This is a genomic window from Fontivita pretiosa, from assembly GCF_050410795.1.
GTDB classification, from domain to species: domain Bacteria; phylum Planctomycetota; class Phycisphaerae; order Tepidisphaerales; family Tepidisphaeraceae; genus Fontivita; species Fontivita pretiosa.
Genome location: NZ_CP191258.1, coordinates 1,337,716 through 1,360,914 on the forward strand (window position 1 = coordinate 1,337,716; position 23,199 = coordinate 1,360,914).

A 23,199-nucleotide genomic window follows, 5' to 3' on the forward strand; every position below is an offset into this window, starting at 1 on the left:
CAGCTCCCCGCTCGGTGTACAATAGCTCATCATGAAATCCTACGAGGTCATCCGGCAAGCGGTAGATGAGCCTGGGGTCAAGGCGGTGGCGGCGGCGCTGCGGGTCTCGCCGGCGCTGGTCTACAAGTGGTGCGAGCCACCCGCCGACGAGCGCGACCCTGATCAGAGCGGCGCACGCAACCCCCTGGACCGCGTCCGCGAAATGTACCTGCTGACCAAGGACATCCGGCTGATCCGCTGGCTGTGCAATGAGGCCGGGGGATTCTTCGTGTCCAACCCGGTCCCCGACATCCGCAAGAGTACCGACGAAAGCATCTACAACGAAACCCGCGCCATGGTGCGCGACTTTTCCGAGCTGCTCGACGCGGTCACGGCCTCCGTCGAGGACGATCCACACATCGACCCGGACGAGGCCGACGTGATTCGCCAGCGATGGGAAGACCTCAAGGCCTGTGTCGAGCGCTTCGTCATCAGTTGCGAGCGCGGGCACTATCACCTGAAGAGAAGGCCCGCGCAGCCGTCGGAGGAGCACCGCCGCCAGCCATGACGCGCCCAGGGGTGATCAGCAGATGGGCAGGTGGGCATGCACAAGGGGTATGAGCCGACGAACCGCCGCCCGATCCCGGATCGGTTTCGCGCCACGGCGCAGGCTGCGGTTCGCTGGTGCGTTGCCGCCGGCGTGCATCCGGACCTGATTTCCTACGCCTCGATCCTCGCCGCCGCCGTCGCCGCGATCTGTCTGCTTTTCGCCGCCCGATACCCGCTGCTGTTGTTGATCGCCCCGCTGCTGATCTTCCTTCGTCTGTGGCTGAACATGCTCGACGGGATGGTGGCGCTGGCTCAGGGGCGGGCCGGGCCGCGAGGCGAGATCATCAACGACCTGCCCGACCGAATCTCCGACGTGCTGATCTTCACCGCCCTGGCGCACAGCGGGTTGTGCCACCCGATCAGCGGCTACTGGGCCGCCATCTTCGCCCTGTTCAGCGCCTACGTCGGCATGCTCGGCCAGGCCGTGGCGGGGAAACGCCAGTTCGGTGGCATCATGTCCAAGCCCTGGCGCATGGTGGCGCTGTCGGTCGGGCTGCTGGCCACACTCGCCATGATCTGGTTCAACGATCGCCGCTACACCCTGGCCCAGTTGAGCCTGCTGGACTGGACCTGCCTGCTCATCATCTTCGGATGTATTCAGACAATCTGGCTTCGGCTGGGGAGGATCCTGCGTCAACTGGCGAAAGGCGGTTGAGCAATTCGGTCATGTCCGGCGGTAGCGGCGCTCTGAGCGTCATCGCCTGGAGCGTGGCCGGATGCACGAACGTGATCTCATAGGCGTGAAGCGCCTGGCGATCGAAGCGGAAGCCCGGCGACTCAAACACCCGCCCGCCGTACATCGTGTCGCCCACGATCGGGCACCCGATCGCCGCCATGTGCACCCGCAACTGATGCGTCCGCCCGGTCTTGGGCGACAGCTTCACCAGCGTAAAGATCTGCTGCGGCCCCGAAGGCGGATGCGGCTGATTCCGTGATGTGTCCTGAGCCGCCTGGGCCGGCACTTCGCCGCTGTATTTGTAGGTTTGAAGCACCTCGTACACCGTCACCGCCGGCTTGCCGCCGTTCTCAAGCTTTCGCACCGCCTGTTTCTCGCGAACGTAGCGATCCTTGCCGATGGGCATGTCGATCACGTCCCCCAGCAGCGGCGGCCGCCCATGAACAACCGCCAGGTACGTCTTCTGGATCGTACGGTTCTCAAACTGCCGCGCCAGCCGCCAGTGCGCCTCGTCACTCTTGGCCACGAGCATGATGCCCGTGGTGTTGCGGTCCAGGCGGTGCAGGATCCCCGGCCGCCAGGTTCCCGCCGCCGTGCTCCACTTCTTGCCGTAGTAAACCAGCCCGTTGACCAGCGTGCCGGTCCATTGCCCGCGCGCCGGATGCACGATCAGATCCTTCTGTTTGTTGATCGCCAGCAGATGCTCGTCCTCGTAAATGATGTCCAGCGGGATCGGCTCGGGAATCAGTTGGCTGACCGGAGGCGGCGGAGCGAACATCTCCACTTCGTCCCCCTGGCGCGGGTGATAGCTGGCCTTGGTCGGCTTGCCATTGACCTTCACCAGCCCTTCCTTGATCAGCCTCTGCACTTCGGCGCGCGACAGATACCCCACCCGATCCACCAGATACTGATCCAGCCGGCGAACCAGGTTCTTCGACAGCCGCCAGCGGTAGACCTCGGTTTCGGACTCTTCATCCGGCTGAGGCGGAAGCTTTTCGTCGAGGTTGTCGTCGATTTCCGTCGCGGACATACAACAATGCTTAAAACAACCGATGCCAGCAACGATCCATGACATGATCGAGATCGAGGCGGATCACCCGCATCGACCATCGCGGTCTGCTGCGTTGTTGGTCATTGAAGCCTGTTCACGGCCGCTTTTCTACAGCGCGTCGGCTGCGGGCTGAGTTGCGGGGCTGGGGGCAGTGGCCGGGGGCGTTACAGCCGCCTGCGTGCTCGGTTGCGTCGCCGGGTACGACCCCAGGTACACCGGCGTGCGGATCTGGGGAATGATCGATTGCCGCCTCTGTGCGATCAGTCGGAATGAGCTGGCGATCGTTTCGTCAGCGGCGACCTGCTGGTAGTAGCGACTTGCCTGCTCCCAGTTGCCGCGGTTTTCCTCGATCGCCGCCAGACCCAGCAGCGCCGTCACCCTGGCCATCTGCTGTGATGGATACGAGGCCAGCACCTGCTGGTAGGCGTCCTCGGCCGCCTGGAGGTACTCTTCGGGCGTCCGGGGCATCGCCAGGGAAGGCTGAGTGCTGGCGCCGGGCAGGGGCGGCAGGTTGGCCAGCGACCAGTTCAAGTCCCCCCTTGCCACCAGCGCCTCGGCGCGGATCACCGCATCATCCGGATCCTGCGTGCTCGCCAGAATCAGATCGATGCTGCTGGAGGCCTGCTGGGCCAGCCGCTTGCGGTATTCGGCGCGTTCGGCATCGTTTCCGCGGAAGCGGTCGGCGATGGCGAGCTGCGCGATCGTCAGCCTGGCCTCGCCTAGCGCCTCGCGTGTCTGGGCCGCCTGCTTCTGCGCCTGCGTGCTGCGGTATCGCAACAGAAGGATCACCAGGCAGATCACGATCACGCCAAGCAGGATCTTGTTGGCGTGAAAGCGGATATACAGCGGCAGGTCCGCCAGAAACTGCGCCAGCGTGTTGGTCTGTAATTCGTGCCGTCGCTCGGCCTTCATAGGAGTGGCAAGTGTAGTGGTACGTTTTTCACAAGGCAAATGTCCTTGCCGGGCGGGGCTGTGGGCAATTCCTCGGTTTCTTGACTGTGTATTGACCGACATTTACGATCCGACCACCCGGATGGTGTTGCACTGGCGGGCACTGTCGTCACTGCCGTGGTAACTGCCATAACCGCTTAATCTGCAACTGCCCAGATGCACCGTTGCCGTAACACACCCTTGGAGGCCAGCACCATGACCCGACTGCCTCGGTTGGCGCTATCGAATCCGCGCCCGCAAGCAAAATGGATGTCAAAACTTGCCCTTGGCATCGCCTTGGCAATGCCCGGCACACTGTTGGTGAACCAACCGACGACGATGGCGCAGGCGGCGGCCACCGAAACGGCTGCACCACCGGTCAATCGCGAGATCCGCAACGCCGTCGAGAATTACTGGCATTACGGGAAGGTGGCGCGCTACGACCTGGCGGCGGCTGAAGGGCAAAAGGTGCTCGCCTCCACCGCCACCCCGCTGGAACTGCTCCAGACCTTCGAGGCCGTCGCCGCCGAACGGAAGGACAACCTCGATGAGTGGCTGCTTCGCTGGCACGGCATCGAGCCGATGAAGGATGTCACCAAGCAGATCATCGACAAGCTGGCCGAGGGATACCGCGCCCGCCGGGCCGATCCCAAGTTCATCCTCGAGCAGATCTCGCGGCTGTCCAGCGGCGAACGCGGTTACGGCAATGCCATGACACGCCTGCGCGAGAGCGGCGAGCTGGCCGTGCCCTTCCTGATCGACGTGCTGCGTGATCCGGCCAAAAAAAACCAGCTCCCGGTGATCCGCCGGGCACTGCGCGACCTTGGCCGGGCAGGCCTGAATCCCCTTCTCGCCGCCACCCAGATGCAGGAGTGGGACACGCTCACGGTGATCATCGGTGTGCTGGGTGATCTGGGCTATCAGTCGGCGGCGCCTTTTGTGGCACGGGTCTACGAATCCGACAAGTCGCCCGCGACGGTCAGGGCTGCCGCCGCCGACGCCCTGGCCAGACTCGGCGTCTCCCCAGGCGCCGGCACAAGCGCTTCAGACCTTTTCTACAACCTGGCCGAGCGACTTTACTACGACACCTCCGACATCAAGGGCGACGATCGCTTCCCAACCGCCAATGTCTGGTACTGGACCCAGACCGGACTGACCCGCAAGCAGGTTCCGCCGCAGATCTTCAACGAGATCATGGCCATGCGGGCGTGCGAATACACGCTGGAGCTTGGCGGGTCGCGCAGCGACGATGCCCTGAGCCTGTGGCTGGCATCCAACTACAAACGTGAGGCCGAGCTGCCCGAAGGCGCCACCGACCCCACCCGCGCCGAAGCTCAGCCCGACGCCCATTACTATGGCGTGTCCGCGGGCAGCGCCTACCTGAACAACGCCCTGGCCCGAGCGGTGCGCGACCGCAACGCGGCGGTGGCCTTCAAAGTCACCCGCTCGCTCCAGCAGATCGTCGGGCAGAGCAACCTGCTCAGCGGCGCCGGCAGCGGCCCGCTCATCCAGGCCATGCAGTTCCCGGATCGCAAGGTGCGATTCGAGGCAGCCATGACGCTGGCCGCCGCACTGCCACAGCAGAACTTCGAAGGCTCGCAGCGCGTCGTGCCCCTGCTGGCCGAGGCGATGGCTCAAACCGGGCAGACCTATGTCGTGGTGGTCCATCCCTCGCAGGAGCAGGCCAATCGTCTGGTGGACGAGTTGAAAAAGCTCGAGGGGATCAATGCCGTGGGCGCCACCACCGCCGAGGGCGCCATCGCCGTCGCCAACACCCTGCCGGCCGTCGATGTCATCGTCGTCGCCGAAGACCTGGGTCCCGGCAACGTCGATCAACTGTTCCTGATGGCCAGCGACAACGCGCGGCTGGCGGGAGCGGCGCGACTGGTGATGACCAAAACCACCGCGTCGATCTACGAGCCGCGGAAGGTCAGCGACCAACTGCTGAGCACGACCACCGCAACCGACGCCGCCGCTCTTCAGCCGGCCATCCAGCAGGCGCGCGCCAAGGCCGGCGGGCTGCCGATCGACCCGGCCGTCGCCACCGAGTACGCCACCCGCGCCGGACAGTTACTCGTCAGGATCGGCGTCAGCCGCTCCAGCGTGTATGACCTGACGCCCGCCAAGCAGACGCTGCTGGCGGCGCTGAGCGACCCGCGACACGAAATCGTCAAGCTGGCCGGGCAGGTTCTGGCGTACCTGGACGACGCCGACGCGCAGGCCGGCCTGCTGCTGGCCGCCACCGCCGACAACGTCCCCGATGACGTGCGAATCAGCCTCTACAACAGCCTGGCCCAAAGCGCCAAGCTCTGGAACAACAAGCTGGACGCCGCGGCCATCGAGACGCTGGCGAAAGTGGTGGCCACAGCCGAGAACCTCCAGGTCCGCTCCGCCGCCGCCGAAGCACGCGGCGCGCTGAATCTGCCCGCCGACCAGGCCAAGACCCTGATCGTGCAGCAGTCGCAAAAGTAGCCGCGATTCATGCCCAGCCTTACCCTGCCCCCGTTGCCCGCGCAAACGACCGCGGGCTTCGGCTGGGTATCCCCGTAATCACGGGCATCCCACCCGTGACACGTCCGAGCCACTTGTGGCATGGCCGTCCCGGCCATGCAGGGTGCGATCGGGTTCGAAAGTCCGACATCCGGGCTATCCATCACTTCATGCCGTTCAGCACGGGCGCGACGCCCGTGACACGTGCCAGACGGACTGACAGCCTGATGCTTCAAGAGATCTGCGCTGTCGGCTGACCGGGATCCTGCCGAATCGCGCCCGCTTCAGATATGCGGCGCGGAGCAAGGCGAAAACATTAGCATCCACTAAATTCCACTTGACTGCCATTCCCAATCAAGTTAGCATATGCTTACAAATGGAGGACGCCCCATGGATGCGCCCCACTGCCTGATCCGCGCCCAGACGGCACCTTCGCCTCCGCTGCTTCAGCGGCTGCGCGATTGCCCCCGCAACCCGCCCGCCATCGCACGGGCCATTCGCGTGCTCTGGGAGTTGCTCTGCCGCGCCTGGCTGAGGGTCTATCACCGGCTGTCGATCGTCGGGCGGCACAACCTCCCGGCCAGCGGGCCGTTCGTCATCGTCGCCAATCACGCCAGCCATCTGGACGCCCTGGCACTGCTGGCCGCCCTGCCGCTGCGAAGGGTTCATCAGGCCTACCCCGCCGCCGCGGAAGACTACTTCTTCCGCTCGCCGCTGCGCGCCGCGTTCTGCGCCCTGTGCCTCAACGCCGTGCCCTTCCCACGCTGCCAGCATGTTCACCGGGGCATCGCCGCGTGTCGGCGAATTCTGCGCGCGGGTGACAACGTGCTGATCCTGTTTCCCGAGGGCACTCGCAGCGCCGATGGCAGCATCGGGCCGTTCCATCGCGGCGTAGGCGATCTGGTCGCCGCACGCAACATCCCCGTCGTGCCCTGCCACATCGAAGGCGCATTCGAAGCGATGCCCAGAGCCAGCCGCTTTCCACGCCCGCGGAAGCTGACGCTGCGCATCGGATCGCCCCTCAGCTTCGCCGGCCTTTCTCCATGCAAGTCCGACGCCATCCGGATCGCGCACGACCTGCGCGCCGCCGTTGTGAATCTGAACAGGTGCAACCATGACCACAATCCAGACACAACCCGCGACCGTTCGCCAGCCGACATGTCTCCAACGCACCTTCAGCACCCGGGACGGCGCCGAGCTGTTCTATCGTGCCTGGCTGCCGGCAACGCCCACGCATAAGGCGCTGCTGCTGGTGCATCGCGGACACGAACACTCAGGACGCTGGCAGCAATTCGTTCATGACCTGAACCTTGCGGACCTGGCGATCTTCGCCTGCGACCTCCGCGGCCACGGACGATCGATTGGAGCGCGTGGCTACGCCGATGACTTCAGCGATCACGCCCGCGATCTGGATGCCTTCGTGAAGCATCTGGGCCAGCAGTATGACATGCCCGTCCAGAACATCGTCGCCGTTGGACACAGTCTCGGCGCCGTCGTGCTGGCGGCGTGGGTTCACGATTACGCGCCGCCGATTCGCGGCATGGTCCTGGCCACGCCGGCCCTGCGAGTGAAGCTGTATGTGCCCCTGGCCCTGCCCGCGCTGCGCGCGCTTCACGCCATCAAGCGCCGCGCGTTCATCAGCAGCTACGTGCGCGCGACGATGCTGACGCACGACGCCTGGCAGGCCGAGCAATACGCCAACGACCCGCTGATCTCCCGGCAGATCGCGGTGAACGTGCTGTTGGGACTGCACGACACGTCGATGCGGCTGATCGCCGACGCGCCAGCCATCCGCACGCCCACGCTGCTGCTGGCCGCCAGCAGCGACTGGGTCGTGAACAACTCCGCGATTCGCCAGTTTCACGATCGCCTGGGGGCCGCAGACAAATCGCTGCACCTGCTCAGCGGCTTCAGGCACGCGATCTTCCACGAAGTCAACCGGCAGCAGCCGATCGCGCTGGTGCGCGACTTTGTCCGCCGGGTTTACCAGCTCGATCCACCCCAGCGGTCATCCGCAGGCGCCGATCCTGCCGAATACACCACCGCCGAGTTTCATCGCCTCCAGCAGCCCCTGCCGATCTGGTGCCCGCGACGCATCCACTTTGCCGCGACGAAGCTTTGCCTGCGAACGGTCGGACGATTGAGCCGCGGCATCCGCATCGGATGGGAACACGGCTTTGACTCCGGCCAGTCGCTGGATCATGTGTACACAAATCGCGCGCAGGGTCTCACCCCGCTGGGCGTGCTGATCGACCGAATCTACCTCAACGCCGTCGGCTGGCGCGGGATACGCGTTCGCAGGGATCATCTTCAACAACTGCTGCGGCGGGCCATCGAACTGACCCTGCGAACCGGGCCGTCGGCAAGAATTGTGGATATCGCGTCGGGTCCGGGGCGGTATTTGCTGGGAACGCTGGCCGATCAGCCGCCGGATCGCGTCCGGGCACTGCTGCGTGATCGGAGCGAAGACGGTCTGGGCCGGGCACGCGCCATCGCGATGCGTCTGCGACTGACGAACGTGGAGTTCCAGATCGGCGATGCCTTCGATCGCCAGTCGCTGGCATCGATTCATCCTTCGCCCAACATCGCGGTGGTTTCGGGGCTGTACGAGCTTTTCGACCGCAACGACATGGTGCTGACGTCGCTGAAGGCCTTGGCCCAGGCGATGCGCGACGGCGGGTATCTGATCTACACCAATCAGCCCTGGCACCCGCAGATCGAGATGATCGCCCGCGTGCTGCGTGATCACCGTGGCCGTCGCTGGATCATGCGCCGCCGCACCCAGCAGGAGATGGACGCCCTGGTGCGCGCCGCCGGCTTTGACAAGCTGGACATGCTCATCGACCGCTGGGGGATCTTCAGCGTCTCGCTGGCCAGGAAGATATGAGCCTGCATCAAAACCCGCCGTCACGTCGCCGACGAACAGCGGCGCGCATTTACCGTCCCGCCGCTGCGCGCAGGTATTTGGCCGCCTGCGAGGCGGCGGCCAGGCGGTCGGTCAGCTCGATCGGATCGATGCTGATCCAGCCGGAGTACCCGGCATCGTCCAGCAGCGAAAGCAGTTGCTGCCAGTCGATGTCGCCCTGCCCGATCATCGCCGGTCGCGTTCGCCGATCCTGGCCGAGCAGCGCATCACGGGCGCGGACATGCCGCACCAGCGGGCCGACAGCCGAGAAGATCTGATCCGCCGACCACTCGTCCCGCAGCATCGCCACCGGATCCAGATCCACTCCGAACCACGGGCACGCCGCCGCCGACAACGCCTCGTGCAACGCCGCAAAGCCCGCCAGCGAGCTGGAGAACGCGACCGTGACGCTGTATCGATCGGCCCGGCGGCCGATCTCCGCCAGCGCGGCGTTGACCTGCGAGACGAACGCCGGCTCCGGCGCGCCCGCCGCCGGCGCAGGCGGCGGCTGAAGCTCGGCAATCTGCTCGGGCGTGGGAATGATGATCAACCCCGCCTGCTCCGGACGGATCGACTCGGCCCGCATCGTCGGACGGGGCTGCGACACCATCGCCGGCGCAGGCAGCGGGCCTACGTCCACGCAAACCAGCGGCGACTCCAGTCCCGCCGCCGCCTCCATCGCTCGATCGATTCGTGAAATCTGACGATCCACGTCCGCCCCAGGCGCAAGACCCCTGGGACCAAGGTCCATCCGCAATCCGATCAACTGCTGCTGATGACTTGCCAGCAGGCGGCGAAACTCGCGCCGGCCGGTGAAGGACAGTTCCGGTACCGCAAGGTTCGCCGACCACACGTCAAACAACAGTCCGCGGAAGCCTGCCCGGCGGGACAGCAGCGGCGCCTCGTGGGGATCCTCGCCCAGCGCCGACGCAACGATGCCCAGACGCTCACGCAACAACTTCATGGCAGAATCAGACTCCGAAGCTCATTTTATACTCCGCTGCGATCAGCGGCAGGGCCGGTTCCCGCCGCCGCGCTGCGCCTTGCCGCGACGCGGCCGCGGCGCAGCCGAGCCGCCGCACCCGGCCAGCGATCCGCGTTCCCGCGCCCGACCGCAGCACAGCGCCACCGCAAGCGCATCGGCCACGTCCGCAGGCTCCGGCACGCGATCCAGGTTCCACAGACTCTGGATCGCCCGCTGCATCTGCTGCTTGCTGGCGTGCCCCCGGCCCGTCAACGACTGCTTGATCCGGTTGGCGGCGAACTGCTCGACGGCCACCCCCCGCCGCCGCGCCACCAGCAGGATCACGCCTCGCGCATGACCCATCAGAATCGCCGTTCGAGGATGCGCGTAATGCGAATAGAGCTGCTCGACGGCACATACCTCGGGCTTGTGCTCGTCGAACAGATTCTCAAGCTCGATCTCCAGTTCGACCAGCCGATCCGCCAGCGATGTCCTGGCATTCAGCCGGATCACGCCCCCATCGATCAGCCGGGGGTGCATCGGCGCATAATCCACCACGCCGTAGCCGGTAATTCGCAGCCCGGGATCGATTCCCATGATGCGCATGGCAGCCGCGCGGTCAGCATCCAGTCGGCAGCGGACGGCGGGCAATGTCCTGAAGCCTGCCTGCCGCCCGCTTCCGGCTATTCCCTTCTCCAGACCGTGCCCCCCGGACGATCTTCCAGTTTGATCCCCAGCTTGGCCAGCCCGTCGCGGATGGCGTCGGCGGTGACGAAGTCCTTGCGCTGGCGGGCATCGGCGCGAAGCTGGATGAGCAGTTGCATGAGCTGTTCGGCCAGCCCGCTGGTCACCGCGGCGCCGCGGACGGGCAGATCGGTCCGGAAAAGTCCCAGCAACAGCCCCAGCCGCCGAAGCGTCTGCGCCGCCGCCGCCACAACTCGTATCTGGTCCGCGTGTCGCTCCTGTTCGATGCGGTTCTGCTCGATGTAGCTGTTGATCTCTCCGGCCAGCTCGTGCATCACCCCGATCGCGCCGGCGGTGTTGAAGTCGTCGTCCATCATCTCCAGGAACTTCATCTTGTAGTTCAGCACCGCGCGCACGAAGTGCTCGGCATCGCTGGACAGCAGCTCGGCACACACCGCGTCCATGTCCGGCGCCGAATCGTCCAGCCGAACCCCCAGACGCTCGATCCGCTCGAACAGCCGCAGAAATACGTTCAACCCCTTCTTGGCCGCCTGCATCACCTCGTCGCTGAACTCGATGGGCCGGCGATAGTGTGTGGACAGCAGCATGTACCGCAGCAGCATCGGGCCGTAGTCGTCGATCAGCTTCCGCGCCGCGACCATCGCCAGCACCCGGGCGCCCTCGGCGGTGGCGGCATCCGAGCCACTGATCTTCTTGGTGTTGAACCGTGTCAGCCCGTTGTGAAGCCAGTACTTCACGAACGGCTTGCCCGTGGCGCTTTCCGACTGTGCCAGCTCGTTTTCATGGTGCGGGAACATCAGGTCCATCCCGCCGCCGTGGATGTCGAACGTCTCGCCCAGATACTTCATGGCCATGGCCGAGCACTCGATGTGCCACCCCGGCCGGCCCGGACCCCATGGCGAATCCCACGTCGGCTCGCCCGGCTTGGCGGCCTTCCACAGCGCAAAGTCCGCCGGGTTGCGCTTCCCGCTGCCCGCCAGCTCACGTGTGCCGCTCTCCTGCTGCTCGACCCGGCGATTCGACAGCTTGCCATAGTCCCGATCCTTGGACACGTCGAACCACACGTTCCCGTCCGCGACATAGGCATAGCCCAGGTCGATCAGCCGCCGGCATAGGTCGATGATCTCCGGAATGTGCTCCGAGGCCTTGGGGAACCGATCGACCGTGTCCACCCCCAGCGCGGCGAGACACTCCATGTACTCGGCGGTATACCGGGCGGCCAGTTCCTGCACGGTCGTGCCGGCCTTCGCCGCCGCCTCGATCAGCTTGTCGTCAACGTCGGTGATGTTGACGATCCAGGTGACCTCGTAGCCCTTGTATTGCAGGTAGCGTTTGATCGTGTCGAAGACGACCGGACCAACCATGTGTCCGATGTGCGGAGACTTGTACACCGTCGGACCGCACAGATACATCCCGACCTTCCCGGGGCGGACCGGCTCAAACACTTCCTTCTGATTCGTCAGCGTGTTGTAGACGCGCAGGCTCATGAGTGATCCGTGATTCTAGTCACGCCTCGGCGGCGAGCAACACGGCGGCGTGGGCCGCCACCGCCTCGCCGCGGCCAACCGCGTCGCAACCCTCATTGCTCGCGGCCTTGATGTTCAGCAGACACCCCGGACCCAGCAGCGGACGCAGCTCCAGCAGCATTTGTGGCTTGAACGGCGAGAGCTTCGGCTTTTCGGCCAGGATCGTGATGTCAACATTGACCACGCGTTGCCGGGCTGCACGCAGGCGATCGCACACTTCCCGCAGGAACAGGCGGCTGTCGGCGCCTTTCCATCGCGGGTCGGTGTCGGGGAACAGCTCCCCGATGTCGCCCCAGCCCATCGCCCCCAGCAGCGCATCGACCAGCGCGTGGATCACCACATCCCCGTCGCTGTGCGCCACGGCGCTGAGCTGCTCGGACACCACCACCCCGCCAAGCACCAGCTTCCCGCCGGGCTGAAGCCTGTGGATGTCATAGCCGTATCCGACGCGAAACGGGATGGACGACGTTGATGAAGGCGCTGCCGGCGCGGCGGCCTCGGCGGCGCCGGGCTTTCGCGCCGGCGCCAGCCCCTGCACCATCACGCGATGGGGTTGCTTCGCGGAAGCATCCCGTGATTCATCCTTCATCCCTGTGCCTTTGTCCTTTCCGCTTCACGCCAACCCGTATTCCTTGATCTTCCGATACAGCGTCCGCTCGCCGATCTGAAGGATCCTGGCCGCCTGCTCGCGGTTGCCATTGACCATCTTCAGCGTGTTGCGGATCAGCTCTTTTTCCGCCTGCTCGATGCTGATGCCCACCAGATTGTTCATCCCGCCGCTCAGTTCCACGCCCGCCGGACGAATCTCCCGCGGCAGGCTCTCCGGGCCAAGCTGCGAATCGCTGCTGAGCACCACCATGTTTTCGATCACATTCTTGAGCTGGCGGACGTTACCCGGCCAGGAGTAGCTCATCAGCATCTGCTGTGTTTCGGGCTTGACGCCTTCAATCGGCTTGTTGTACCGCTGCGCCGCCTGCTGGAGGAAATAGTACACCAGCAGCGGGATGTCCTCGCGCCGCTCGCGCAGCGGCGGAATCCGGATCGTCACCCCCTTGATCCGGAAATACAGATCCTCGCGGAACCGCTTGTCGGCCACCATCTCGTCCAGATTCCGGTTGGTCGCGCTGATCAGTCGCACATCGACCTTGATCGGGTCGTTGGAACCCAGCCGCACGACCTCGCCGTTCTCAAGGACGCGAAGCAGTTTGGCCTGCATCGTCTGCGGCATGTCGCCGATCTCGTCCATGAAAAGCGTGCCTTTGTCGGCGTGCTCGAAGCGTCCCTCGCGCTCGGACTGGGCGCCGGTGAACGCCCCTTTGACATGCCCGAACAACTCATCCTCCAGGATGCTCTCGGAAAGCCCCGCGCAGTTCAGCGTCACCAGCCGCTGCTTGCGCCGGCGGCTGTTGGCGTGAATCGCGCGGGCGATCAGCTCCTTGCCCGTGCCGCTTTCGCCCATGATCAGCACCGGGATGTCGCTGGCGGCCACCTGCCTGGCCGTTCGCACCACCTCCTGAATCGCCGCGCTCTTGCCCACGATCCCCTCGAAGCCCGCCGCATCATCCAGTTGTTCCTGAAGCGCCTGGTTCTGCCGCAGCAGCGCCGCCTTCTCCGCCGCCCGATTCACCTGCGCCCGGAAATACTCCAGATCCAGCGGCTTCTCGATGTAGTCATACGCCCCTTCATTCAACGCCTGCTTGCATGTGGGAATATCCGCATGTGCCGTGACCAGAATCACCGGCGGAGCCGGCTTCAGCTCCAGTGACCGACGCAGCAGCTCAAGGCCGTCCCGACGACCCTCCATCACCAGATCCGTCACGATCACGTCATATTTGCGACGCTTCAGTCGGGCCTCGGCCTCGCTCAGGCTGAAGCTCACATCGCAGTCGTGCCCCAGTCGCTCCAGCGCCTCGCACATCACCTGCGCGTGCTCTCGTTCGTCATCCACGATCAGGATCGAAGAGGCGATGATCTCGGAATCATTCTCGGCCATGTTCGTCTCGTTCACGCTTTCAGCGGCAGCCGAAGTTCAAAATCCGAACCCTTGCCCGGCTCACTGCGAACGTTCAGGCTTCCACCATGCTCTTCGGCGATGCGCCTGGCCATCGGAAGCCCCAGGCCCGTGCCGCCTCGCTTCGTCGAATAGTAGGCCTGGAAGATCTTGTCAATGTGCTCGGGCGCAATGCCCGGGCCGGTGTCGATCACGTCGATCACGGCGTCGTCGCCTCTTGTTGAGAGGCTGAGGATCAGCTCGCCGCCGCCGTCGCCGCTGTGGCCCTGCATCGCCTGCAAGCCGTTGATCATCAGGTTCAGGATCGCCTGCTTGACCAGCTTCGCGTCGATCCTGGCCACGATCGGCTCGGCGCTTTTGCGCAGCCTCAGCCGCACTCGCTGCGCCTGCGCCTGCGGAGCAAAAAAATCCACCAGTTCCTCGAGCATTTCGTTCAGTTCCACCGGCTGGCGGTCCAGCTCGATTCGACCGGCATAACGCAGAAAATCATCCAGGATCTCGCGCAGACGCGTCGTCTCGTTGATCACCGTGTTGAGCCGATTGACGATGCGAGGATAGGCCGGGTTTGTTGGCGAAAGGTCTTCCTGAAGCAGTTGCAGATTGAGTTGAACGGTGGACAGCGGGTTTTTGATCTCATGGGCAAGTCCGCCGGTCAGCGTGCCCAGCTCCGCCAGACGTTCCGCCTGGCGGGCGCGACGCTCCAGCGCCACCACCCGCCGCAGCACCACCCACCCCACCACCACCGCCGCCAGCAGACTCGTCGCCCATCCGACCAGCAGTCCCCAGACAAATGCCATTCATGCAGGATACAACCGCAATCGCCCGGAAAACAGAGGCGGCGGTGGCGGCTGGCGCCAACCGCATTGCGGCAAATCTCACCGTTGCAGCGCAGGTTATCAATCAGCCCGCTTCACCACCGCCGCGGCGGACCAGAACCGCTTGGCTGGCTAGATCTGCTGTTTGGCCGGCGCCAGGCGGCGAACGTTTTTGGCCAGCAGTCCCTTTTCGCCTGCAACCTGCTCGTACTGGACTCGCTCGCCATCCTTCAGCGAACGGAAGCCTTCTCCTTCGATGCTGGTGTAGTGGACGAACACGTCCTTCCCTTCGGCGTTGACGATGAAGCCGAACCCCTTCTTCGTGTCAAACCACTTGACGGTGCCTTCTGGCATGGACCGTCCTCCCGCAAAGACCCGGCTAGTCCCGTGTGCGCGCGATATGTCCCTGGGTGTGCGCCCGAGTTGAATGGCCCACAACTTACGCTCGTGCATCAGAAAATTCAAATCTTTTCCGGGTTTTTGCCGCCAAGAATCCCCGCCCGCCTGCTTGACTGCGGCAACGCCCCTTCGCCGCTGCTCAGTCCTTCGCCCGGTAACAGCTCCGACCCTCGCGGCACGATTCGGGATGCGCCAGCAGATCATCCGGACCGGCCGTCTGCATCGTGCACAGACACCAGTACACCGCCGTCGTCGAAGCCCCCAGCTCCCACGGACCCTGCTCGTCGTAATCCAGCAGCCCAAACGCGGTCTTGGTCCGCAGCATGCGGCAGATGTCCGGCAGCGAAGTCTGCGAAGACGACGAAATCGGCAACGACATGCTCATGCTTCACCTCCGCCGGTTGTGGCGCCCCGCGCCGCCGCAAGGATCGCACGGGTGATGATCGTCTCGAAAAGCGGAATCTTGTACGCGTTTTTCGACATCGGCGAGGCCATTTTCAGCGCCGCCTGCGCCGCCTTGCGCGCCACCGCCTCGTCGATCTTCTGCCCCTGGAGCACCTGCTCGGCCTCGGAGGCGCGATGCGGTGTGGGCGCCGCGGCCCCGAGCACCACCGACGCCTTGCGGCACGTCTCGGCCTCCATCTCCAGCACCACCGCAGCTTCTGCAATCGGCCAGTCGAAAGACTCCTTTTCTCCCTGTTTCAGGTAAAAGCTTCGCGCCCCCGGAGGCAGCGCGGGGATGCGAATCTCGGTCAATATCTCGTCGGCGCCCAGCGTGTTCTCCGTCTTGAGGTTCACCATCGGCGGAATGATGAACTCCTCCAGCGGAACCTGGCGCTTCTGCTTCGGACTGCTCAACTCAATGGTTGCGCCCATGGCGATCAGGGGTGTGGCGGCGGCGGAAGGATGCACGATCGCGCAAAGCCCGTTGTTGAAGATCGCGTGATACTGGTTCTCGCCCTGCTGCGCGTAGCAGATCTCCCCGCCCTTCTTGCGGCAGTGGAACAGCTCGTTGCGGAAGTACCAGCACCGCGGACGCTGAAGCAGGTTCCCGCCGATCGTGGCCATGTTCCGAATCTGCGGCGTCGCCGCCTTTCCGCACGCCAACGCCAGCGCCGTGTACTTGCTGCGGATCACCGGATCTTCCGCGACGGTCGCAAGGCTGACCAGTGGGCCGATCTTCACCCCGCCGTTTTCCTCGCGGATTTCATCCAGCCCGGGAATTCGCCGGATGTTGATCAATCGCGTGGGCCGGGCGATCCCTTCCTTCATCAGGTCCACCAGGTCCACCCCGCCGGCCTTGATCGCCGAGCCTTTCACCGTCAGCGCGAAGACCTCATCCACGCTTCTCGCATCGGCCCATTCAAAGGGGTTCATTGAATGACTCCTTCGGATCGTCTCAGGAAGGTTCAAGGCAGAAGGATCAAGTGTGATCTCACCCTGCTGCCTTGATCCTTCATCCTTGAATTCCCATCGCGGTTGCCGCCCTGGCCCGGGCGATGGCGTCCAGGACCACGGCGGGGGTCATGGGCAGTCGGGTGATGCGAACGCCGATGGCGTTGTAGACAGCGTTAGCCACCGCCGCCGCCGTCGGGATCGTCGCCGGCTCGCCGATTCCCGCCGCATCCACCGAGCTGCGCGCCCAATACTGCTCGATCAGGTGGACCTGGATTTTCGGCGTCTCACGCGCCCCGACGATCTTGTACTGCTCCAGGTTCGGGTTGACCATGAACCCGGTCTGCCGGTCCAGAATCCGATCCTCATACAGGGCATAGCTGATCCCCTGGAGAACCCCGCCGTTGATCTGGCTCTCCAACGCCAGCGGGTTGACCGGCCGGCCACAGTCGTGCACCGCGACCACGCGCTCGACACGGATGATGCCCGTCTGCGTGTCCACGGCCACCTCGGCAAACTGCACGCCACCCATCCCCGGTCCGTCGGCGTATTCCCGCCCGCGTTCGGCGCGTCCGGTGATCTGCTCGTTGCTGATCTTCGCCGCCGCCTGTTTGAATGTCAGGCTCCTGGACGGATCCGAACGGCAGACGAGTTTTCCATCCGCCAGCATCAGATCATCCGGCGCAACCCCCATCGCCGGCGCGACCTGCTGGAACAGCGCCAGCTTCGCGTTGTACGCCGCGTTCCGCGCCACCGGAGCCATCGAGTTGGTGGTGACGCTTCCGCCGGAGGCCGGCCCCGGCGGCAAATCCGTATCCCCGATACGCACCGTGATATCCGCCGGCTTCAACCCCAGCTCTTCGGCCACGATCTGCGCCAGCGCCGTGCGGATCCCCCCGCCGATGTCCTGAACCGCCGAGACGATCTGCACCGATCCATCCTGGGCGATTCGCACCTCGGCGGCGGAATTGCGGCTGGTCCCGCGGAACCAGATCGACTGCGCCACCCCCAGCCCGCGTTTGATCGGCCCGGGATCGGCGCCGGGCTTGTGCCGGTTCTTCCAGTTGACCAGTTCGGCGCCGATTCGCCGCTCCACACGCCTGGCCTCGTGACGGTCGATCCTGTCCCGCAGTTCCAGAGGATCCATCTCCAGCTTCTCGGCAAGCTCGTCGATCGCCTGCTCGAGGCTGAACACTCCCTGCGGGTGCCCCGGGGCGCGCATCGCCGCCGCCGGGCCGGCATGCGTGAACACGTCGTACTCCTCGGCGACCTTGACCGGGCATTCGTACATGGTCATGGCCGGGCGACTGGCGCCGGCGCCGGTGCCGGTGCCAGCCGTGCCGTAATTCACCACATGGATCGCCGTCAGCGTCCCGTCCTTTTTGGCGCCGATCCGCAGCTTCTGATTGGAGCTGGGACGGTTGCCGGTGCACAGTTGTTCCTGCTTGCGGTCGCACATCAGGTGTACCGGCGCGCCGGCTTTTTTCGACAGGTGTACCGCCAGCACTCCCCAGTTGCCCGCGCCGAACTTGGCGCCAAACCCCGCCCCCATGAACTCGGTGATCACGCGCACCTTCGATTTGGGCATCTCGAAGATTGCCGCCAGCTCATCGCGAACGCTCAGCGTGCCCTGTGTCGAGGCCCAGACGGTCAGTTGGTCCGGCTTGTAGTCGGCGACGACGCCGTGGGTCTCCAGCGCGCTGTGCGTCTGCACCTGCGTGTGGTACTCGCGCTCGACAACGACGTCAGCCTGGGCCAGTGCCCTGTCGAGCTCTTCCTGAGGCGGCCCGCTGCGTGCCGGGCCGCGGACGTTGCCCTGCTGCGGGACTCCGCGGGGTCCGCCGCCCCCGCCAGCAGTGCCGCTCTGCTCGGCCGGTGCGGCAAAGACAGTCGGCGCTTCCGGCTGCCTGGCCTTTTCAATGTCCACCACGAATGGCGACGGCTCGTACACCACCTTGATCGCCCGGCACGCATCTTCCGCCACCGCAGGGCTCACCGCCGCCACCGCCGCGATCGGCTGACCCTGATAGCGGATCCGGGGATACTTCTCGCCTGCGTCGTCGCTGGATTCGGCGCCGCCGCGAACTCGCTCCAGAATGTGAATCGCCTTCACCCCCGGCATCGCTTCGGCCGCCGACGTGTCGATCGACTTGATCCGCCCGCACGTGATCGTGCTGGTCAGCATCCGCCCGTAAAGCATTCCCGGCAGCTTGATATCCGCGGTGTATCGGGCGGCGCCGGTCACTTTCAGCCGCCCATCCAGACGTGCCGTGGGCTTGCCTATGACCTTCAGCTTTTCGTTGATCGGCAACGGCGGCGGCTCGCCGGGCGGAAGCTCACGCTCCACCTCTTCCAGCTTCTGGCCGGGAATGCCCACGACGAACTTCGGCCTCTGTGTTTCAGCAGCCATGTTGTGCTCTCCAGCAGACCAACCTCAGATGAACACGGATGCACACGGACGAAGACCCGGATCGGTCCGGCTCTGTGCGCATCGGTGGTTCTAAACTTGCTTCGCGGCGGCCAGGACGGCTTCAAAGACCTTGGGGTACGTACCGCAGCGACACAGGTTGCCGCTGCACGCCTGCTTCACGTCCTCCAGCGTGGGGTTTTTGTTGTGTTCCAGAAGGTGGACGCAGCTCATGATCATGCCCGGCGTGCAGAAGCCGCACTGCATCGCGTCGTGCTCGATGAACTGCTCCTGCACGGGGTGCAGTTTCTGGTCCTGCGCGATCCCCTCGATGGTGCGGATCTCGCGACCGACGGCATCGAGCGCCAGCGTCATGCAGGAGTTGACCGTCTTGCCGTCGATCATCACCGTGCAGCCGCCACAGGCGCCGCGATCGCAGACGATCTTCGTGCCGGTCAGGTCCAGGTTGACACGCAGCGCCTCGGCCAGCGTCGTCCGCGGCTCGATCTGCACCTTTCGCTCGGTCCCGTTGACGCGAAGCGTCACCGTGGTCGGTCCCGGCCCCACTACTGCCGCGGCGGCCTGTTCCGCCTGGGCGCGCGCCAACTCGGCCAGCCCGGACTCGGCGATGGCCGCGCCGGCGGCGGTGACCCCGGCGCCCTTGAGGAACCCTCGCCGCGTCAGCCCACGCGCAGGTTGTTGTCTGCTTCGGTCGCAACGGTCGGACATGTCCGCGTCCTCCACTGGCTTACGATTCGTTGATAATCCTGCGGCGTATCGACATCGCTCAACACGCCCGGGTCGTTTACCTCAACTACTTGCGTTTCATTTCGATGTTGTTCGACAAAGTCGCGAAGCGTCGCATCGGGTCCAAGCGACAGGATCTGCCCGGCACTGCTTGCGGCGATCAGGATCGGATGCCCGCGCCGTCCGTCGTGCGCAGGCACCATCACCGCACAGCGCGACGCGCGCCACGCACGCACCATCGCCACCAGCGTCGCGGCCCGCACCAGTGGCTGGTCCAGCAGCATCACGAACAGCGCATCCAGCCCGCCGTCGGCCAGCGCGTGGCGCACGCCCGCTCGCACACTTGAGAGCATTCCGCCCGATTCGTAATCCGGATTATGAACCAGATCAACCCCGAAATCCGCCACAATCTGATGAATCGCCGCCGGCTGGTGCCCGCTGACCACGATCACGCGATCGACAGCGCCACAATCGTGGATGGTTTGAAGCAGCCGCGCGATCAGCGGTTGGCCGCCCAGGTCCAGCAGTGCCTTGCTGCGGCCCATGCGGCGCGACCGCCCCGCCGCCAGGACCACCGCCGCCACACGATCCGAGGTTGTCTCACAAGGCGCTGCCATGAAAGGTCCTTCCACTGACGCAGCACTGCGTGCGGGGCAGCCTTTATACCACCGCCGCCATTTGGATGCACGTCAGAATCTCCGTATGATGCGGCTCCGGACGCGACCGGGCGGCCCGTCGTCTCATGGCCGGCTCGGCTGTGCCCGGTCGCAACATCTTTGAGAGGAGTTGGGGCGTAGATGCACCGACTCAGCCCCCGCACGGCCGAGATGGCCGTGACACGGGGCAGACCAAGGAGAAGCTGTGTCCGCCGACGTGAGAACAAGTTTCATCCTGCCCGCCGAGGCCATTCCCACGCACTGGTACAACATCGCCGCCGACCTGCCCGAGCCGCTGGCCCCGCCGTTGCACCCGGCTACGAAGCAGCCGGTGTCGCTTCAGGACATGCTGGCCATCTTCCCCGAGAACATCGTGCAGCAGGAGATGAGCACGGAGCGATACATCGAGATCCCCCAAGCCGTGCGGCAGCGTTATGCCCTGTGGCGGCCGACGCCGCTGCTGCGCGCCGTCCGCCTCGAACAGGCGCTTCAGACCCCCGCACATATCTACTACAAATACGAGGGCGTCAGCCCCGCCGGATCGCACAAGCCCAACTCCGCCGTCGCCCAGGCCTACTACAACAAGCAGGCCGGCGTGAAGCGCCTCGCGACCGAAACCGGCGCCGGACAGTGGGGCTCATCGCTGGCGCTGGCCTGTGGCATGTTTGACCTGGAATGCACGGTCTACATGGTCAAGGTCAGCTTCCAGCAAAAACCGTATCGCAAACTGCTCATGCAGACCTGGGGCGCCACCGTCTATCCCAGCCCCAGCCAGCAGACCGAGTATGGCCGAAGAGTCCTCCGGGAAGACCCCGAATGCCCCGGAAGTCTGGGCATCGCCATCAGCGAAGCCATCGAGGACACCGTACGCACGCCCGGCACCAAATACGCCCTGGGAAGCGTCCTCAACCACGTCTGCCTGCACCAGACTGTCATTGGGCAGGAGTGCATCCGGCAAATGGAGCTGGCCGGGGAGCAGCCGGACGTGGTGATCGGCTGTGTGGGCGGGGGCAGCAACTTCGCGGGGATCGCGTTTCCATTCGTCAGAAAGAAAATCGTCGAGAAGAAGCCGATCCGCATCGTCGCCGTCGAGCCGACGGTTTGCGCTTCGCTGACCAAGGGACAGATGCGCTACGATTTTGGCGACACCGCGGAGATGACCCCGCTGTTGATGATGTACACCCTGGGCCACCAGTACGTTCCGCCCCGGATCCACGCCGGCGGACTGCGCTATCACGGCATGGCCCCGACCGTCTCGCACCTGTACAAGCTGGGGCTGATCGAGGCGGTGGCGTATGAGCAGCAGCAGGTCTTCGCCGCCGCCACGCAGTTCGCAAGGGTCGAAGGGATCGTGCCGGCACCCGAATCAGCTCATGCCATCCGCGCCGCCGTCGATGAGGCCATCCGCGCGAAAGAAGAAGGCCGCAAGCGAGTCATCCTCTTCAACCTCTCCGGCCATGGACTGATGGACATGAGCGCCTACGACGCCTACCTCTCGGGCAAACTCAACGGCAACGGGTGATGATGTACCTGGCGCTGCACTGGCTGCTGGTGGCGGGTTACGTGGCGGCGCCGCCGCTGGCGGCAACCCTGGCCTTTGTGCACAGCCTGCGTCGCGCGTCGTCCGCGGCCATGATCCCCTTCCTGCTCACCGTGCTCAGCGGAACGCTCATCGGCACCACCTTCGTCACGCTCCACTCCCTGCGCAGCGATGCCCGCACCACCTGGGCACAGTTTGCGCTGGCCATCTATTTCGGCACGAGCATGCTCCTGCTGTTGAAGGCTCTGGATCTTCTGCTTGGCTGGCTGCTGCGACTCACCCTGCCCGCGCGTGAATCTGGCACAAGCGTGATGGTGCCAACTCAACCGGATGAGCCGGCGTTCAAGCCATCAGCACGTCCCACCGCCGATGCCTTGCGAGCGACGCGCGGCTTCATGTTGCGCGGCCTGATCCGTGGCCTGATCCTCATCGTTGTCGGATTGCCGTTTGTCGCCTCGGCGCTGTTGACGTATCGGCCCCGGCTCATGCCCCCAGCGCGATCGTCGGCAGAGCTTCAGGACAAAACCCCGCCGGTGGTGTTCGATTCGCTGGATGGCGTGCGCATCAGCGCATGGTGGCTGCAAGCCGATCCGAGCCGGCATCACGCCGCCGCCGATACCACCGTCCTGTTCTGCCACGGCCTGGGCGAAGACAAGTCGCAGTTTTTGAAGCTGGCCGGGAAGCTTGCGGGCCAGGGATACAACGGGCTGCTGATCGACCTTCGAGCGCACGGACAGAGCGGCGGGCTGCTCACGAGCTTCGGAGCCCTGGAACGCCGCGACGTGCTGGCCGCCATACGCTGGCTTCGCGCCAATCGCCCGCGGCAGGCGATCAGAATCGTCGGCGTCGGCTCGGACATCGGCGCCGCGGCGCTGATCGCCGCCGCCGCTGATGACAGCCCCGAGGGCCAGGCCCTGAATGCCCTGGCCGTTTTCGGCGCTTTTGATGACCTGAACCTGCTGGCGCGGGATCTGGCCCGATCGATGTTTGTGCCACCGGTGGATCGGCTGGTCGCCGCTTTGGGCGTGCCGTTTGCCTCGATGCATTGCGGGGCGAATCTGAGTGCGTTCCGTCCGGTCGAGCTGGTGCGCGACCTGTGGCCGCGACCTATTCTCATCATCCACGCCAGCCACGATCAACTTGTGCGCCTGGAGCGCGGCCAGGCCCTGTTCGACGCCGCCAGCTTTCCCAGACAGGCATTGTGGCTGTCCATGATCGGGCGTAAAGGCGCCCTGAGCGACGAAGATGTCATCGACGCCCTGCGCGAATTTCTCCGCACCGCCAGGCCCATGTCGGTGATCTGAGCGGCAGACGGATGCCCTGGCAGAGTCTGACGCATTACGCGGCCCGCTTGACTGGCAGATCGATGCTGCGGCGACTACAAAGCACGAGTC

21 protein-coding genes are annotated in these 23,199 nt (G+C 65.0%); 7 read left to right on the plus strand and 14 right to left on the minus strand.

Features of this window, described 5'->3' with window-relative positions; genetic code table 11:
• The first annotated feature begins 31 nt into the window (after positions 1 to 31).
• Positions 32 to 547: a hypothetical protein gene (locus ACQS5P_RS05415; RefSeq protein ID WP_428939883.1), complete on the plus strand. Its 516-nt coding sequence runs from the start codon at positions 32 to 34 to the stop codon at positions 545 to 547.
• A 30-nt stretch (positions 548 to 577) separates the two neighbouring features.
• A complete protein-coding gene (locus ACQS5P_RS05420) occupies positions 578 to 1,243 on the plus strand; it encodes a hypothetical protein (protein ID WP_428939884.1) in 666 nt (221 codons plus the stop codon).
• On the opposite strand, the gene ACQS5P_RS05425 is transcribed toward ACQS5P_RS05420, so the two are convergent.
• Positions 1,170 to 2,294: an RluA family pseudouridine synthase gene (locus tag ACQS5P_RS05425; RefSeq protein ID WP_428939885.1), complete on the minus strand. Its 1,125-nt coding sequence runs from the start codon at positions 2,292 to 2,294 to the stop codon at positions 1,170 to 1,172. The two genes, ACQS5P_RS05420 and ACQS5P_RS05425, sit on opposite strands and share 74 nt — an antisense overlap.
• Before the next feature lie 129 nt (positions 2,295 to 2,423).
• Positions 2,424 to 3,227 carry a hypothetical protein gene (locus ACQS5P_RS05430; RefSeq protein WP_428939886.1) on the minus strand — a complete coding sequence of 268 codons (804 nt, stop codon included), beginning with the start codon at positions 3,225 to 3,227 and terminating at the stop codon, positions 2,424 to 2,426.
• 288 nt (positions 3,228 to 3,515) lie between these two features.
• Between ACQS5P_RS05430 and ACQS5P_RS05435 the strand changes: the two genes are divergently transcribed.
• The 3 genes from ACQS5P_RS05435 (at position 3,516) to ACQS5P_RS05445 (ending at position 8,622) form a co-directional block, all read left to right on the plus strand.
• On the plus strand, positions 3,516 to 5,717 hold the full coding sequence (locus tag ACQS5P_RS05435; RefSeq protein ID WP_428939887.1) for a hypothetical protein: 2,202 nt from the start codon (positions 3,516 to 3,518) through the stop codon (positions 5,715 to 5,717).
• Positions 5,718 to 6,125: 408 nt separating this feature from the next.
• Entirely contained in the window at positions 6,126 to 6,974 is an 849-nt protein-coding gene (locus ACQS5P_RS05440; RefSeq protein WP_428939888.1) for a lysophospholipid acyltransferase family protein, read from the plus strand.
• On the plus strand, positions 6,859 to 8,622 hold the full coding sequence (locus ACQS5P_RS05445; protein ID WP_428940993.1) for a bifunctional alpha/beta hydrolase/class I SAM-dependent methyltransferase: 1,764 nt from the start codon (positions 6,859 to 6,861) through the stop codon (positions 8,620 to 8,622). Before ACQS5P_RS05440 ends, ACQS5P_RS05445 begins: the two co-directional genes overlap by 116 nt.
• 49 nt (positions 8,623 to 8,671) lie before the next feature.
• On the opposite strand, the gene ACQS5P_RS05450 is transcribed toward ACQS5P_RS05445, so the two are convergent.
• From ACQS5P_RS05450 to ACQS5P_RS05505, 12 genes are all read right to left on the minus strand, one after another.
• Positions 8,672 to 9,604 (minus strand): sugar phosphate isomerase/epimerase family protein, encoded by a 933-nt coding sequence (locus tag ACQS5P_RS05450; protein WP_428939889.1) that lies wholly within the window; start codon positions 9,602 to 9,604, stop codon positions 8,672 to 8,674.
• A 42-nt stretch (positions 9,605 to 9,646) separates the two neighbouring features.
• Positions 9,647 to 10,210, minus strand: a complete 564-nt coding sequence (locus tag ACQS5P_RS05455) for a crossover junction endodeoxyribonuclease RuvC (RefSeq protein WP_428939890.1) — start codon at positions 10,208 to 10,210, stop codon at positions 9,647 to 9,649.
• Positions 10,211 to 10,287: 77 nt separating this feature from the next.
• Positions 10,288 to 11,796 carry a cysteine--tRNA ligase gene (gene cysS / locus ACQS5P_RS05460; RefSeq protein ID WP_428939891.1) on the minus strand — a complete coding sequence of 503 codons (1,509 nt, stop codon included), beginning with the start codon at positions 11,794 to 11,796 and terminating at the stop codon, positions 10,288 to 10,290.
• Positions 11,797 to 11,815: 19 nt separating this feature from the next.
• The gene (gene ispF, locus ACQS5P_RS05465; RefSeq protein WP_428939892.1) at positions 11,816 to 12,424 is read right to left on the minus strand and encodes a 2-C-methyl-D-erythritol 2,4-cyclodiphosphate synthase; all 609 of its coding nucleotides are present in this window, start codon (positions 12,422 to 12,424) and stop codon (positions 11,816 to 11,818) included.
• A gap of 24 nt (positions 12,425 to 12,448) precedes the next feature.
• Positions 12,449 to 13,828, minus strand: coding sequence for a sigma-54-dependent transcriptional regulator (locus ACQS5P_RS05470; RefSeq protein ID WP_428939893.1), 1,380 nt, complete (start codon positions 13,826 to 13,828; stop codon positions 12,449 to 12,451).
• An 11-nt stretch (positions 13,829 to 13,839) separates the two neighbouring features.
• Entirely contained in the window at positions 13,840 to 14,643 is an 804-nt protein-coding gene (locus ACQS5P_RS05475; protein WP_428939894.1) for a sensor histidine kinase, read from the minus strand.
• A gap of 150 nt (positions 14,644 to 14,793) precedes the next feature.
• On the minus strand, positions 14,794 to 15,015 hold the full coding sequence (locus tag ACQS5P_RS05480; protein WP_428939895.1) for a cold-shock protein: 222 nt from the start codon (positions 15,013 to 15,015) through the stop codon (positions 14,794 to 14,796).
• Positions 15,016 to 15,199: 184 nt separating this feature from the next.
• The gene (locus ACQS5P_RS05485; protein WP_428939896.1) at positions 15,200 to 15,445 is read right to left on the minus strand and encodes a hypothetical protein; all 246 of its coding nucleotides are present in this window, start codon (positions 15,443 to 15,445) and stop codon (positions 15,200 to 15,202) included.
• A complete protein-coding gene (locus tag ACQS5P_RS05490) occupies positions 15,442 to 16,437 on the minus strand; it encodes an FAD binding domain-containing protein (protein WP_428939897.1) in 996 nt (331 codons plus the stop codon). The genes ACQS5P_RS05485 and ACQS5P_RS05490 overlap by 4 nt, the downstream gene beginning before the upstream one ends.
• Before the next feature lie 79 nt (positions 16,438 to 16,516).
• Positions 16,517 to 18,865 (minus strand): xanthine dehydrogenase family protein molybdopterin-binding subunit, encoded by a 2,349-nt coding sequence (locus tag ACQS5P_RS05495; protein ID WP_428939898.1) that lies wholly within the window; start codon positions 18,863 to 18,865, stop codon positions 16,517 to 16,519.
• Between the two features lie 90 nt (positions 18,866 to 18,955).
• Positions 18,956 to 19,591 carry a (2Fe-2S)-binding protein gene (locus tag ACQS5P_RS05500; protein WP_428939899.1) on the minus strand — a complete coding sequence of 212 codons (636 nt, stop codon included), beginning with the start codon at positions 19,589 to 19,591 and terminating at the stop codon, positions 18,956 to 18,958.
• On the minus strand, positions 19,543 to 20,226 hold the full coding sequence (locus tag ACQS5P_RS05505; protein WP_428939900.1) for a nucleotidyltransferase family protein: 684 nt from the start codon (positions 20,224 to 20,226) through the stop codon (positions 19,543 to 19,545). The genes ACQS5P_RS05500 and ACQS5P_RS05505 overlap by 49 nt, the downstream gene beginning before the upstream one ends.
• A 256-nt stretch (positions 20,227 to 20,482) precedes the next feature.
• On the opposite strand from ACQS5P_RS05505, the gene ACQS5P_RS05510 reads away from it, so the two are divergent.
• Both ACQS5P_RS05510 and ACQS5P_RS05515 read left to right on the plus strand, forming a co-directional pair.
• A complete protein-coding gene (locus ACQS5P_RS05510; RefSeq protein WP_428940994.1) occupies positions 20,483 to 21,787 on the plus strand; it encodes a TrpB-like pyridoxal phosphate-dependent enzyme in 1,305 nt (434 codons plus the stop codon).
• Complete coding sequence (locus ACQS5P_RS05515; protein WP_428939901.1) at positions 21,787 to 23,109, plus strand: alpha/beta hydrolase; 1,323 nt, start codon at positions 21,787 to 21,789, stop codon at positions 23,107 to 23,109. The genes ACQS5P_RS05510 and ACQS5P_RS05515 overlap by 1 nt, the downstream gene beginning before the upstream one ends.
• Positions 23,110 to 23,199 lie beyond the last annotated feature (90 nt).